The sequence below is a fragment of the Kribbella sp. NPDC048928 genome, from assembly GCF_043197975.1.
GTDB lineage: Bacteria > Actinomycetota > Actinomycetes > Propionibacteriales > Kribbellaceae > Kribbella.
Map to the genome: position 1 here is coordinate 516,519 of NZ_JBICUC010000005.1, position 13,452 is coordinate 529,970.

Consider the following 13,452-nt stretch of genomic DNA (forward strand, 5'->3'; position numbering starts at 1 on the left):
ACAATGGTCGAACTAGTGGCCAGACTGACAACATGTGTCAAGATATGGCCATGTCTGGTCCTCATGTGATCGCCGTGCTCGCGCTCGAGCCGGTCGTCGGGTTCGACCTGACCATCCCGCCGACCGTGTTCGGCGCGGCCACGAAGGCCGACGGCACCCAGCTCTACGACACCCGCGTCTGCGGCCTCGGAGCGTCCATCCGGGCCGGCTCCGGGTTCACCATCATCCCAGACCACGGCCCCGAGGCACTCGCCGCGGCGGACACCGTGATCGTCCCCGGCACCTACATCCAGCAGCCGCGGTACGAGGGAACGCTGCCCGACGACCTGGCCGCCGCGCTCGCGACGATCCGCCCCGGGACCCGGATCGCCTCCATCTGCACCGGCGCGTTCGTACTCGGCGCCGCCGGGTACCTCGACGGCCGCCCGGCGACCACGCACTGGATGCGCGCCGAGCTGTTCCGCAAGGTGTACCCGCAGGTGCTGCTCGACGAGGAGCGCCTGTTCATCGACGACGGAGACGTTCTCACCTCGGCCGGCCTCGCCGCGGGCGTCGACCTCTGTCTGCACCTGATCCGCCGCGACTTCGGCAGCGAGGTCGCGAACCGGGCCGCCCGGCACTGCGTGGTCCCGCCGTGGCGCGACGGCGGGCAGTCGCAGTTCATCGAGCGCGTCGTACCGGAGGAAGGCAGCGAAGGTACGTCGCCGACGCGGGCGTGGGCGCTGGAGCGGCTCGCCCAGGAGATCAGCCTGGCAGCGATGGCAGCGCATGCGCGGATGAGCGTGCGCACGTTCAGCCGCCGCTTCAAGGCCGAGACAGGGCAGTCCCCCGGCACCTGGCTGCTGCAGCAGCGGGTGCGGCACGCGTGTCAGCTGCTGGAGACGACCGACCTGTCGGTCGACCGCGTCGCCGACGAGGCCGGACTGGGTACGGCCGCCTCACTGCGCCATCACCTGCGGCTGGAGCTCGGCGTCTCACCCCTCGCCTACCGCAAGACGTTCCGCGCGAGCTGAGTCAGAGCACGACCAGGTCGTGCGGCTGCTTGTTCATCGGCTCGACGCCGTCCTCCGTCACGACGACGATGTCCTCGATGCGGGCGCCCCAGCGGCCGGCCTGGTAGATGCCCGGCTCGATGCTGAACGCCATGCCGGGCTCCAGCGCGAGGTCGTTGCCCGCGACGATGTACGGGTCCTCGTGCACGTCCAGCCCGATCCCGTGGCCGGTCCGGTGGATGAAGTACTCGCCGAAGCCGGCACCGGCGATCACGTCGCGGGCCGCCGCGTCGATCGACTCCGCGGTCACTCCCGGCCGTACGGCGTCCACAGCGGCCTGTTGCGCCTGCTGCAGCACGGCGTACGTCGCGGACACGTCGGCGTCCCGCGGCGTACCGACGGCGTACGTCCGGGTGGAGTCGGAGTTGTAGCCCTCGGCAACGGGTCCACCGATGTCGACGACCACGACGTCACCGGCCTCGATCACCCGGCCGGACAGCGCGTGGTGCGGGCTGGCGCCGTTCGGGCCGCTGCCCACGATGACGAAATCGGCCTCGGCGTGACCTTCCTCGACGATCGCCGCATCGATGTCCGCGCCGACCTCGGCCTCGGTCCGGCCGGGGCGCAACCACTCACCGACGCGGGCGTGCACGCGGTCGATCGCGGCGCCGGCCTTCCGGAGTGCGTCGATCTCGGCGGCGTCCTTGCGCATCCGCAGCTCGCGGACGATCGGCCCGGCCAGAACCTGCTCCGCCTTCGGCAGGGCTTCGCGGAGGCCGAGCACGTGCAGTGCGGGCGTGAAGTCGCTGACCGCGACCCGCTCGCTGCCGCCGAGGCGGTCCGCGGCCAGCCGGTACGGGTCGACGCTGTCTACCCAGGTGACGACCTCGACGCCGAGATCCGCCAGCGGCAGCCCGTCGAACCCGGGCGCCTCGAGCTTCGGCACGATCAGCGCCGGTGCTCCGTCGGCCGGGATCACCAGCGTCGTCAGCCGCTCGAACGAGCCGCCGGCGCGGCCGATCAGGTAGCGCAAATCCGAGCCTGGCGCGATCACGAGACCCGTACCGGCCGCGGTCGCGCGGGCACGGTCCAGGCGAGCTCGAAGAACGGCGGCATCAGGGACGGGAGGGAGCGCTGAGTGACGGGCCATGATCTGAACTCTAGAACTGTCGGTAGGGGTTGCTACAACTTGGTTCGCTCACAGCAGGCACGGCGGAAGGCAGCTGTCATGGGATTGCACTACGTGGCGTTCGGCGCGGGGACACCGGTCCTCGCGCTGCACGGCTGGTCGCCCGACCACCGGCTGATGACCGGTTGTCTGGAGCCGGTCTTCGCCGACCTGCCCGGGTACCGCAGGCTCTATCCCGACCTGCCCGGGATGGGCGAGAGCCCGGCCGGTGACATCGACAGCTCCGACGGCATGATGGCGGCCGTCCGGGCGTTCATCGACGAACACATCGGCACCGAGCCGTTCCTGCTGATCGGCCAGTCGTACGGCGGTTACCTCGCACGTGGGCTGGTCGCCGAGCGCCCCGAGCAGATTCTCGGCCTCGGCCTGCTCTCCCCGGTCGGCACGCTGAAGCATGCCGACCGCCGGCTTCCCGAGCATGTCGTCCTGCGGACCGAGCCAGGGGTGCTCGAATCGCTGCGCGAAGGAGAGGACTTCACCGACCTGGCCGTCGTCCAGTCCGCCGCGGCGCTGGCGGCATACCGCAGCGATGTGGCTCCCGGGCTCGAAGTCGCGGACGAGGCGGCGCTCGAGCGCATCCAGCGCAACTGGGCGTTGTCGATCGGGCCGGAGAGCGGGCCGCCGTACGTCGGTCCGACACTCATCCTGTGCGGGCGACAGGACGCTGTGACCGGCTATGAGGATCAGTACGACCTGCTCCCCCACTACCCACGCGCTACGTACGCCGTCCTCGATGTCGCCGGGCACAACCTGCAGCTCGAGCAGCCGGAGCTGTTGCGCGCGTTGGTGAAGGAGTGGTTGCGGAGGGCTCCCACGACTGACTACTAGCGGGTAATGTCGGCGCCATGGTGACTGCGAAGCGTCCGGTCGGATGGCCGCTGCTCGTCGCGCTGACGAACGGGCGTACCAGGATCTCCGACGAACGGCTGGCGGCAGCCGTTCGCGGCAAGGTCGTCCTGGTGACCGGTTCGTCGTACGGGATCGGCGAGGCGACCGCGCGGCGGCTGGCCTCGGCCGGTGCGACGGTGCTGCTCGTGGCGCGGACCGAGGACCAACTGCAGGTCGTGGCCGACGAGATCCGGTCCGCCGGCGGCTCGGCGTCCGTCTATCCGGCTAATCTCGCGGACCCGGCAGCGGTCGAGCGGTTGGTGCGTACGGTGCTCGACGAGCACGGGCACGTCGACGTACTGGTGAACAACGCCGGCAAGTCGATCCGGCGGTCGATCGCGGACACGTACCAGCGGTTCCACGATATCGAGCGGACCAACGCGGTGAACTACCTCGGCCCGGCCAAGCTCGTGCTCGAACTGCTGCCGTCGATGCGCGAGCGGCGGTCGGGGCACATCGTGAACGTGTCGACGGCCGGTGTGCGGACGCCGCCGATGGCGCGCTGGTCGGCGTACCTGGCGTCGAAGAGTGCGTTCGACGTGTGGCTGCGATGTGTGGCGCAGGAGGTTCGTGGGGACGGGGTGACCACGTCGACCGTCTACATGGGGCTGGTGCACACCCGGATGAGCGAACCGACACCCTTGCTGAACAAGCTGCCCGGCCTGTCACCGGAGCAGGCCGCTGATCAGGTGTGTACGGCGGTTGCGGACCGGCCGCACAACATCACGCCGCCGTTCGTCCGGCCGGCCGATGCCGTGGGCAACCTTCTCCGGGTGCCGACGGACCGGTTGCTCGAGCAGTACTACCGGCGGACCGGAGGCGGGAAGAAGCGATGATCCGGCCGATCGCACCGTTGCGTCCGCCGGAGTGGCTCGTGCACGGCGCGGCCGAGGTCGGCGGGTTGTCGGTCGCGCTGATCAGGTCCGGAGTGTGGCGGTCGGCGGGTCCGGCGCAGCTGGTCCGGATCGAGCGGGCGTTGCGGACCTGGGGTCAGTCGATGGCGGCGCTCGGGGTGATCGCGGCGATCCGTTACCCGGAGCGGGCGGCGGTGATCTGTGGAGCTGATCAGCTCACGTACGCAGAGCTGGACGATCGGTGCGAGCGGATCGCGGCCGGGTTGCACGCGGAGTACGGCATCACCGCCGGGAGCAAGGTCGCTGTGCTGTGCCGTAACCACATCGGGTTCGTCGAGGCCACGCTGTCGGCGTCCCGGCTGGGCGCCGACGTTCTGTTCCTGAACACAGAGTTCGCCCAGCCGCAGCTGCAGGCGGTCCTCGACCGGCATCGGCCGGATCTCCTGGTCCACGACCCCGAGTTCACGCCACCGCCAGGCATCCGCTCGGTCTCCTCCTTGCCGTCTCAGGCCGCGTGCTTGGACGCGTTGAGTGCGAGTACGGCGCCGCCTGCGCCGGCGCCGGATCGGGCCGGGCACATCACACTGCTGACCTCGGGGACCACCGGAGCGCCGAAGGCGGCACCCCGCGCACCTACCGCGCTTGGGCTCGCCGGGCTGACCGGGAGTGCGTTGCAGCGGTTCGGGATCCGGGCGGGCGAGCCGATGGCGATCGCTCCGCCGCTGTTCCACGGTGTCGGGTTGCTGACCTCGATGCTGGCGTTGTTCCTCGGATCGCCGCTGGTCCTTCGTCCGCAGTTCGACGCCGCGACGTTGCTTGCCGACATCGAGGCGACCCGCGCGGGCTCGGTGGTCGCGGTTCCGGTGCTGCTGCGGCGGCTGCTCGAGCTCGGTCCGACCGCGATCGCCGAGTACGACCTGCACTCGCTGCGGGCGGTGATCTCCGGCGCCTCGCAGCTGGGCGCCCCGTTGGCGGAGCGGTTCATCGAACGCTTCGGCCCGGTGCTGTGCGACGCGTACGGGTCGAGTGAGGTCGGGATCGCCACGATCGCGACGTCCGCCGACCTGCTCGCCGCGCCCGGAACTGTCGGGCGACCGTGCCTGGGCAGCTCGATCCGGATCCTCGACGATCAAGACCGGACCGTGCCGACCGGTACGACCGGACGGATCTTCGCGGGCGGCGGGCTGGTGTTCGGGGGGTACTCCGACGGTTCGAACAAGACCGTCGTCGGTGGGCGGATGAGCACCGGCGACCTCGGGCACCTCGACGGCGCCGGCCGGCTGTTCGTCGACGGCCGCGAGGACGACATGATCGTGTCCGGCGGCGAGAACGTGTACCCGGTCGAGGTCGAGCAGTGTCTGGCCGCCCATCCGGCGGTCGCCGAAGCGGTCGTCACCGGCGTCCCGGACGAGGAGTTCGGCCAGCGGCTCGTCGCGTACGTCGTCCTCACCGGGCCCGCGACCGAGGACGAACTCCTCGACCACGTGAAGTCGAACCTGGCGCGCTACAAAACGCCGCGGCAGATCGTCGTACTCGACGAGTTCCCCCGCAACGCCACCGGCAAGGTGCTGCGCAGCAAGCTCAGCGCACCGTAGACCAGAGCGGATCGGCGTCGGCGAGCCCGGAGACGAGCCGCATGACTGCCCCGAACTGGCCGAGGCAGCAGGCCGTACCCAACAGACCCCACGACACCGAGGCGAGCAGCAGCACAGCCTCCTCGGTGACCGAGTAACCGATCGCCGTCAGCCCGAAGATCCCGATCAGCCCGGCGAGGGTCCCGGTCAGGACGCGCACGAACACGACCGGCTTGAACAGCACGGCCCGCGGCGCGATCCACCCGGCGATCCCCTGATCAGGAATGACACCCGCCCTGAGCGCGAGCCACCAGCGGAGTGCTCGCGCCAGCCGACGTCCGGACCGATGGAGCCGCCACAGTACGACCGCGCAGACCGCGAGCGCTGCTACGGCGACCGCGAGGAGGGCCGCAAGGGCGATCAGGTAATTGGGACTCTCGACGAGGAGCGCCATGCCGAGCGTCCCGGCCGTCCCCGCCGCGAAGAAGGCGATCACGAACGCGCCGAGGCCGATCCACCACCGCGACCAGCGCATCAGGTCGGCGCTCACCAACTGCGACGCCCACACGGCATCGGCGGGCTGTCCTGCCTCCGACTCGGCTGCCTCGACCCACTCGAGGGCCTTGTCCGTGATCCAGAACGACACGTGACTCAGCCCGCCGTGAACAGGTCGTGGAATCGGCCCATTCGCTTGAGTGCCTCGCGCTCGTCGCCGAACGACACCGCCACTGTCTCCGCGCCCGCGCCCGCGTCGACCAGTTCGTGAGCCATCGCGACCACCGGTTCCGGATCGCCACTCGACCAGTCGAGTCGCGTGCCGACCTTGACGCTGCGGTCGCCGTACGAGCGCAGCTTCGCAACTGCCGCGGCGAAGCCGGCACCGTCCAGGCCCAACCCCTGCCACTCGTCGCCGAACCGCGCCGCTCGACGTAGCGCGGGCGCCGTCGTCCCGCCGATCATGATCGGCAGCGGCGCACGAGGGGCCGGTTCGAACACGCCGCCGCGGTCCCGGCCCTCGAACAGGTCCCGGACGATCGCGAGCGCCTCGTCGGTTCGGCGGCCGCGTTCCTCGAAGACGGCTCCGACCGCTGCGAACTCGTCGGCCGCCCAGCCGGCGCCGATGCCCAGGACGAGCCGCTCACCGGACAGCCGATGGAGCGTCGCGGCCTGCTTCGCGACGACGTACGGGCTGCGCATCGGGAGTACGAGGACCGACGTACCGAAGCGGATCCGGGTGGTGCGGGCGGCGAGGTAGCCGATCGTCACGAGCGGCTCGTACACACCGCCGTACGTCGAGCCGAACTCACCGGGCGGCAGGAGGTGATCCGGCAACCACGCTGTGCCGTAGCCGAGCTCCTCGGCGGCGATCGCCAGTTCGACGAGTCGCTCCGGGGTCATCGCTGCGGATTCGTCGGGGAGGACCACTTGAAGTTCGACCATGGGTCGACCCTAAGGGAGTGGTCGGGGCGGGTGGCCGGTGTAGGTCGGGATGACGGACTTGGGGAGCGGGCCTTTGATGCGGGTGGGGTCCTGCTGTTGTTCGTGCGCGTGGGCGAGCAGGCCGACCGAGCGGGAGAGGATGAAGAGGCCGCGGGCGAGTTCGGCGGGGAGGCCGAGTTCGGCGTAGATGGTCGCGGTGGCGCCGTCTACGTTCATCGGGACGGGGGACAGGGCGGATTCCAGGGCCAGGGCGAGCTCGAGGTGCCGGCCTTCGATGGTGCCGTCGGCGACTGCTTGCTGGGCGGCGGTGATCAGTGGGTCGCGGCGCGGGTCATGAGGGTGGAAGCGGTGGCCGAAGCCGGGGACGTACGCCTTGCGTCTCTTGTACGAGGCGACCAGCTGCTGCGCCGCGGTCTGTGGGTCGGTGCCGGTGTCGACCGTCGCGCGCAATTCGTAGAGGACTTCCAGACATTGTTGCCCGGCGCCGCCATGGATGTCGCCGAGCAGGTTGACGCCGGTGGCGATCGCGTTGTTCAGGGCGAGGCCGCAGGATGCTGCCATCCGGGCCGCGGCGATCGACGGTGCTTGCGGGCCGTGGTCCACCGCGGCGACCAGCGTCTGCTCGAGCAGGCGTGCCTCCCCCACGGTCGGCAGGTCACCACGGACCATCAACCAGATCATCTGCGGGAACGTCACCGCCCCGATCAGTTCCTCGATCGCGTACCCGTGGAACCGGATCGCCCCCGGCGCAATGTCCGAGATCCCGGTCGCCCACCAGTCCGCCCCCTCAGCCCACCCCGCGCCCTCGCCTGTCATGTGGCTCCTTGGGAGCGGAGTTCGGCTATCTGTTCGGGGGTGTAGCCGAGGTCGTCGAGGATCGCGTCGGTGTGTTCTCCCAAGCGTGGTGGCCGGGTGGCTGGTCCGACCGGGCTTCCGTCGACGTGGACGCTGCTGCCGAGCACGCGGAGTTCACGGTCGCGGCCGTCCGGCATCTCCACCGTGTGCAGCAACCGCCGCTCCGCCAACTGCGGCAGCGCCAGCGTCTCCGGCACACTCAGCACGGGCGCGACCGGTACGCCGGACTCCCCCAGCAACTCGTCCCAGTACGCGGCGGGCCGCTCCGACAGCGTCTTCTCCAACTCGTCCCGCAGCTCCGACCGATGCACCTTCCGCGCCTCTCGCGACCCGAACCGCGGATCGTCGACCAACTCCGGGCGCCCGAGCAGCGTGCACAGCTCGACGTATTGCTCCTGCTTGTTGGCCGCGATGTTCAGCGCCCCGTCCGCGGTCCGGAACGTACCGGACGGTGCCGACGTCGCGTTCTCGTTGCCCATGGCACCGGGTTGGCGACCGGCGACCAGATAGTCCGACACCACCCAGCCCATCGCCGCGACCGCCGTCTCCAGCATCGACACGTCCAGGAACGTCCCGGCACCGGTCCGGCCGCGCTTCACCAGCGCCGCCGAGATCGCGAACGCGGCCGCGTACCCACCGAGCGTGTCCGCGATCGGGAACCCGGTCCGGATCGGCGCGGTCTCCGGCGTCCCGGTGACGCTCATGATCCCCGACAGCCCCTGGATGATCTGGTCGTACGCGGGCCGCCCGCGCATCGGACCGGTCTGCCCGAACCCCGACACCGCGCAGTAGACCAGCCCCGGGTTGAGCAATCGCAGTGCGTCGACAGAGAACCCGAGCCGCTCCAGCACCCCGGGCCGAAAATTCTCCAGCAGTACGTCAGCTTCACGCACCAGCCGCTCGAACACCTCGCGCCCAGGCGTCGACTTCAAGTTGAGGGTGAGAGATCGCTTGCCCGAGTTCTGCGCGAGGAACGAGACACCGAGCCCGTCCTTGGACAGCTCCGGGTCGCCCCCGAGGTTGCGCGCCAGATCGCCCGACCCCGGCACCTCCACCTTGATGACGTCGGCACCCATCAGGGCCAACTGGTAGCCCGCGAACGGTCCGGCCAGAACGTTGGTCAGATCCAGAACCCGCACCCCGGCGAGCAGATCAGCGGTCGGCCCCACCACCCCAGCAGCCGCGTCAGGAACCACTGAAACCGCTCCACCCGGTACGCATGATCGTTTCGGCGCACCTCCGGACGGCGTGCACGTACGACGGCAACCGGTCGTCACTGAACCGGGTCGTCGGTCCGCCGATGGCGATCGCGGCGACCACTCGACCGTCGGCCCGCCGCACCGGGGCCGCAACGCCGGACGCGCCCAATTCACGCTCGCCGTGACTGACCGCGAACCCGCGGGCGCCGACGTCGGTCACCGCGGCGCGCAGCCGCTTCGCGAAGCCGGCCTGCCGGGGCGCCTCCAGCGCGAGCTCCTCGATCAGGGAGGGGTCGGCGCCGAGCACCGGCGGATCGGTGAGCAGCACCTTCGACGCGGCGCCGCCCCACAGCGGCATGGACGAGCCGACGACCACCATGTGCCGAACGCTCAGGGAGCCCGGCGCCTGCGCGAGGCAGACCCGCGTCCGGCCGACCCGGATGTACAGGTTCGCGGTCTCGCCGGTGTCCGCGGACAGCTTGCCCATCGACGCCCGCACCGCCGGCGGGATCTCCATCGTCGCGCTGCTCAACCGCGACCAGCGCAGGAAGCCTGGTCCGATCGCGTACTTCCCGGGGCCGGTCGCCGCGACCAGGCCGCGCTGTTCGAGCGTGGTGACGAGCCGGAGCACGGTCGTCTTCGGCAGGCCGCTCGCCGCGGTCAGCTCGGCCAGCGTCCACGTCGGATGCTCGTCGTCGAACCGCTCGAGCAGGTCCAGCGCCCGGTGCACGCTGCGTACTCCGTCCCCTTCACTCATGCGCCGACCTTAACGTCCCCGTACCGCACAATGGAATCTCTGTACCTCCTGGTGGAATGCTGCTACGGTCGCCGAACTTACCCCTCGCCCCCAGGAGGTAACTGCTCATGACCGGATCCCGCAGAGCGCTGGTCGCCGCGGGTCTTGGACTCAGCCTGCTGGTCAGCGGGTGCTCGGCGTTGCACAAGACGCTCGACGGCGGCAGCGTGGCCGGTGACTTCCCGAGCCGCAACGTCGAGATCATGGTCCCCGCCGCGCCCGGTGGCGGGTGGGACCTGACCGCCCGGCAGTTCCAGCACGTCGTCCAGGAGAAGAAGCTGCTCGGCGAACGCTCCGTGTCGGTGGTGAACGTGACCGGCGCCGGCGGCGCGGTCGGCATCTCCAAGCTGGTGACCAAGAACCGCAAGGACCCGCACACGCTGATGATCACCGGCCTGGTGATGGTCGGCGCGCTCACCCTGAACCAGTCCCAGATCACCGTCGCGGACACGACGCCGATCGCGACCATCACCGCCGAGCAGGAGGTGCTGGTGGTGAAGGCGGACTCGCCGCTGAAGTCGCTCAAGGACCTGATCGACCTCTACAAGTCCGACCCGTCCAAGGTCAGTTGGGGCGGCGGCACGATCGGCGGTACCGACCACATCACTGCGGGCACCTTGGTGAAGGCGGCCGGCGCCGATCCGTCGAAGGTGAAGTACATCAGTTACTCCGGCGGCGGCGAGGCGACCGCAGCGATCCTGTCCGGCGACGTGACGGTCGGCATCTCCGGGCTGAGCGAGTTCGAGGAGCAGATCTCCGCGGGCAAGATGCGGGTACTGGCAACCTCCGGCGCCGAGCCGACCACGCTCGACGGCAAACAGCTCCCGACGATGAAGTCCGAGGGGTACGACGCCGAGGTCCAGAACTGGCGCGCGATCGTCGCACCGCCCGGCATCCCGGCCGCCGACAAGCAGCGCCTGATCGACTTCGTCACCACGGTCAACCAGTCCCCCGAATGGGCCGAGATCCGGAAGAAGAACGGCTGGACCGACTTCTTCAAGACCGGCGACGAGGCAACCCGGTTCATCACCGAAGAAACCACCCGAGTCCAGGCCCTCGAGAAAGAACTGGGGATCCTATGAGCACCACGACGAAGGCCTCGGACGTGGAGGTCGAGGCGTCTCGGTTGGTACGGATCATCGCTGCGCTGGTGCTGATTGTGCTCAGTGCGACGTTCCTGGTGGGCGTCTTCGACATCCGGAGTCCGAAGGGGCTTGATCCGGCCGGGCCGCGGTTCTTTCCGTTGCTCGTGACCGGTGCGTGGCTCGTACTGTCGGTGGCGTACCTGTTCGAGGGGCTTCGGGCGTCCAAGGATGCCCCCAAGGAGTCGGATCGCAGCTGGTTCGAGCCGGTCGCGGTCTCGGTGTTGCTGATCCTGTACGCCGTTCTCGTCGTACCGCTGGGCTACCTGATCGCGACCGCGTTGCTGTTCTTCGCGGCGGCGCGGGTGCTGGGCAGCCGGCAGGTCGTACGGGACGTGATCGTCTCGGTCGTGCTCGCGGTCGTCGTGTACGTCGCGTTCACGCAGTTCCTCGACATCTCGCTGCCGGGAGGGGTGCTCGGACTGTGATCGGGCTGGCTGTCTTCGGCGAACTGCTGCACGGGTTCGGCACCGTACTGGACCCGATGAACCTGCTCTGGGCGATCCTCGGCGTCACGCTCGGCATGCTCGTCGGCATCCTGCCCGGGATCGGGCCGGCGCTGACGATCGCGCTGCTGCTCCCGATCACATTCAACTTCTCCGACCCGATCGGCGCGTTCATCATGTTCGCCGGCATCTACTACGGCGCGATGTACGGCGGGTCCACGACCTCGATCCTGATCAACACCCCCGGTGAGTCGGCCTCGGTGGCGACCGCGATCGAGGGCCACAAGATGGCGCTCAAGGGCCGCGCGCGGGCGGCGCTGGCGACCGCGGCGATCGGCTCGTTCGTCGCCGGGACGATCTCGACCGTGCTGCTGACCTTCGTGGCGAAGCCGATCGGCAACCTGGCCGGGCATTTCCAGGCGACCGACTACTTCGCGATCACGCTGCTGGCGATGGTCGCGGTGACCGCGCTCGTCGGGCATTCGATGGTGCGCGGCCTGCTGTCGCTGGTGGTCGGGCTGTTCCTCGGGCTGATCGGCCTCGACAGTCTGTCCGGTGCGCCGCGGTACACGTTCGGTACGTTGCGGTTGCTGGACGGGATCGACGTGGTGATCGTGATCGTCGGGCTGTTCGCGATCGGCGAGACGTTGCACGTGGCCTCGAAGTTGCGCTCAACGCCCGAGCGTCCCGCCGTACTGGAGAAGGGCCGGCTGCGCACCGGGTACCTGAACAAGTCGGACTGGGGCCGGTCGTGGAGACCGTGGTTGCGCGGGACCGCGCTCGGCTTCCCGTTCGGGGCGATCCCGTCCGGTGGCGCCGAGGTGCCGACGTTCCTCTCGTACTCGATCGAGCGGCGGCAGGCACGGAAGAAGGGACGCGACGAGTTCGGCGACGGCGCGATCGAGGGTGTCGCCGGACCGGAGGCCGCGAACAACGCGTCGTTCTCGGGCGTGCTGGTGCCGTTGCTGACGCTCGGTCTGCCGACGTCCGCGACCGCGGCGGTGATGCTGGCGGCGTTCCAGATCTTCAACGTGCAACCCGGGCCGCAGTTGTTCGAGGACCAGAGCACGCTGGTCTGGACGCTGATCGCGTCGCTGTACATCGGCAACCTGATCCTGCTGATCATGAACCTGCCGCTGATCCAGATCTGGGTGCAGGTCCTCAAGGTGCCGCGACCGCTGCTGTACGCGGGGATCCTGGTCTTCGCGTGCCTCGGCGTCTACTCGCTGTCCGGCTCGGGGTACGAGGTGTTGATGGCGCTGGCGATCGGCGTCGCCGGGTTCTTCATGCGGAAGCTGGACTTCCCGATCGCGCCGGTGATCCTGGGCGTGATCCTCGGGCCGACGATGGAGGAGCAGTTCCGCCGGTCGCTGGTGATCTCGAACGGCGACGCGAGCGTGTTCGTGACCCGGCCGTTGAGCCTGGTGATCATTGTGCTGACGGTGCTGGCGCTGTTCGTGCCGTACCTGCCGCGGATCGTCGCTCGGGTCCGGGGCACCCGGCCGACGCGGGACCGGCTGTCTTTCGGCGAGGACGATTGATGGGAGAGTGGGCGCGTGAAGATTCTCGTCGGATACGTACCAACGCCCGAGGGTGAGGCGGCGCTGACCGCGGCGGCGGCCGAGGCCGAGCTGCGCAAGGCCTCGATCCTGCTGCTGAACACCAGCCGGGGCGACGCCTACATCGACGCCCGGTACGCCAACGCCGACGAGTTGGCCGCCGCCGAGGCGCGGCTGCGCGCGCAGGGCGTCGAGGTCACCATCCAGCAGGCGCTCTCCGAGGGTGACGTGGCCGGCGAGCTGCTGAAGGCGGCTGCGGCGGAGGACGTCGGTCTGATCGTCCTCGGGCTGCGCCGGCGCAGCCCGGTCGGCAAGCTCATCCTCGGCAGCACCGCCCAGCGGGTGCTCCTCGAGTCCCCCGTCCCGGTCCTCGCGGTCAAGGTCACTGCACCGCAGGACTGACGGATCTCCAGGCCATCACAATGTGCGCCTGCGGCGCCGCTCAGGCGTGGGGCGCGGCGGGCGGGCGATTTGTGATGGCCTGGGCGTCCGGTAATCCGGGTGAGGGGCTGGGGCGG

The 13,452-nt window shown here is 69.7% G+C and carries 14 protein-coding genes; 8 read left to right on the plus strand and 6 right to left on the minus strand.

Annotation, left to right across the window (positions count from 1 at the left end; all coding sequences use genetic code 11):
• Positions 1-50 precede the first annotated feature (50 nt).
• Positions 51-1,013 (plus strand): GlxA family transcriptional regulator, encoded by a 963-nt coding sequence (locus tag ACGFI6_RS24570; protein ID WP_393122262.1) that lies wholly within the window; start codon positions 51-53, stop codon positions 1,011-1,013.
• A 1-nt stretch (position 1,014) separates the two neighbouring features.
• Here the strand turns inward: ACGFI6_RS24570 and ACGFI6_RS24575 are convergent, their stop codons facing one another.
• Positions 1,015-2,142: a M24 family metallopeptidase gene (locus ACGFI6_RS24575; protein ID WP_393122264.1), complete on the minus strand. Its 1,128-nt coding sequence runs from the start codon at positions 2,140-2,142 to the stop codon at positions 1,015-1,017.
• A gap of 78 nt (positions 2,143-2,220) precedes the next feature.
• Here ACGFI6_RS24575 and ACGFI6_RS24580 point away from each other — a divergent pair, with 78 nt between their 5' ends.
• The 3 genes from ACGFI6_RS24580 to ACGFI6_RS24590 are packed head-to-tail and all read left to right on the plus strand — an operon-like array spanning position 2,221 to position 5,518.
• Complete coding sequence (locus tag ACGFI6_RS24580; RefSeq protein ID WP_393122265.1) at positions 2,221-3,009, plus strand: alpha/beta fold hydrolase; 789 nt, start codon at positions 2,221-2,223, stop codon at positions 3,007-3,009.
• Between the two features lie 17 nt (positions 3,010-3,026).
• Positions 3,027-3,905 carry an SDR family NAD(P)-dependent oxidoreductase gene (locus ACGFI6_RS24585; protein WP_393122266.1) on the plus strand — a complete coding sequence of 293 codons (879 nt, stop codon included), beginning with the start codon at positions 3,027-3,029 and terminating at the stop codon, positions 3,903-3,905.
• On the plus strand, positions 3,902-5,518 hold the full coding sequence (locus ACGFI6_RS24590; protein ID WP_393122268.1) for an AMP-binding protein: 1,617 nt from the start codon (positions 3,902-3,904) through the stop codon (positions 5,516-5,518). The genes ACGFI6_RS24585 and ACGFI6_RS24590 overlap by 4 nt, the downstream gene beginning before the upstream one ends.
• On the opposite strand, the gene ACGFI6_RS24595 is transcribed toward ACGFI6_RS24590, so the two are convergent.
• Genes ACGFI6_RS24595 through ACGFI6_RS24615 form a run of 5 tightly spaced genes read right to left on the minus strand, consistent with a single transcriptional unit; the run spans position 5,505 to position 9,748 of the window.
• Entirely contained in the window at positions 5,505-6,143 is a 639-nt protein-coding gene (locus ACGFI6_RS24595) for a hypothetical protein (RefSeq protein WP_393122270.1), read from the minus strand. The two genes, ACGFI6_RS24590 and ACGFI6_RS24595, sit on opposite strands and share 14 nt — an antisense overlap.
• 5 nt (positions 6,144-6,148) lie before the next feature.
• A complete protein-coding gene (locus ACGFI6_RS24600; protein WP_393122272.1) occupies positions 6,149-6,937 on the minus strand; it encodes an LLM class flavin-dependent oxidoreductase in 789 nt (262 codons plus the stop codon).
• Between the two features lie 9 nt (positions 6,938-6,946).
• Positions 6,947-7,753 carry a citryl-CoA lyase gene (locus ACGFI6_RS24605; protein ID WP_393122274.1) on the minus strand — a complete coding sequence of 269 codons (807 nt, stop codon included), beginning with the start codon at positions 7,751-7,753 and terminating at the stop codon, positions 6,947-6,949.
• On the minus strand, positions 7,750-8,988 hold the full coding sequence (locus ACGFI6_RS24610) for a CaiB/BaiF CoA transferase family protein (protein ID WP_393122276.1): 1,239 nt from the start codon (positions 8,986-8,988) through the stop codon (positions 7,750-7,752). The genes ACGFI6_RS24605 and ACGFI6_RS24610 overlap by 4 nt, the downstream gene beginning before the upstream one ends.
• A complete protein-coding gene (locus tag ACGFI6_RS24615) occupies positions 8,978-9,748 on the minus strand; it encodes an IclR family transcriptional regulator (RefSeq protein ID WP_393122278.1) in 771 nt (256 codons plus the stop codon). The genes ACGFI6_RS24610 and ACGFI6_RS24615 overlap by 11 nt, the downstream gene beginning before the upstream one ends.
• 107 nt (positions 9,749-9,855) lie before the next feature.
• On the opposite strand from ACGFI6_RS24615, the gene ACGFI6_RS24620 reads away from it, so the two are divergent.
• The 4 genes from ACGFI6_RS24620 to ACGFI6_RS24635 are packed head-to-tail and all read left to right on the plus strand — an operon-like array spanning position 9,856 to position 13,336.
• Positions 9,856-10,869 (plus strand): Bug family tripartite tricarboxylate transporter substrate binding protein, encoded by a 1,014-nt coding sequence (locus ACGFI6_RS24620; protein ID WP_393122280.1) that lies wholly within the window; start codon positions 9,856-9,858, stop codon positions 10,867-10,869.
• Positions 10,866-11,357: a tripartite tricarboxylate transporter TctB family protein gene (locus tag ACGFI6_RS24625; RefSeq protein ID WP_393122282.1), complete on the plus strand. Its 492-nt coding sequence runs from the start codon at positions 10,866-10,868 to the stop codon at positions 11,355-11,357. Before ACGFI6_RS24620 ends, ACGFI6_RS24625 begins: the two co-directional genes overlap by 4 nt.
• Entirely contained in the window at positions 11,354-12,916 is a 1,563-nt protein-coding gene (locus ACGFI6_RS24630) for a tripartite tricarboxylate transporter permease (protein ID WP_393122284.1), read from the plus strand. The genes ACGFI6_RS24625 and ACGFI6_RS24630 overlap by 4 nt, the downstream gene beginning before the upstream one ends.
• A gap of 15 nt (positions 12,917-12,931) precedes the next feature.
• Positions 12,932-13,336: a universal stress protein gene (locus tag ACGFI6_RS24635; protein WP_393122286.1), complete on the plus strand. Its 405-nt coding sequence runs from the start codon at positions 12,932-12,934 to the stop codon at positions 13,334-13,336.
• Positions 13,337-13,452 lie beyond the last annotated feature (116 nt).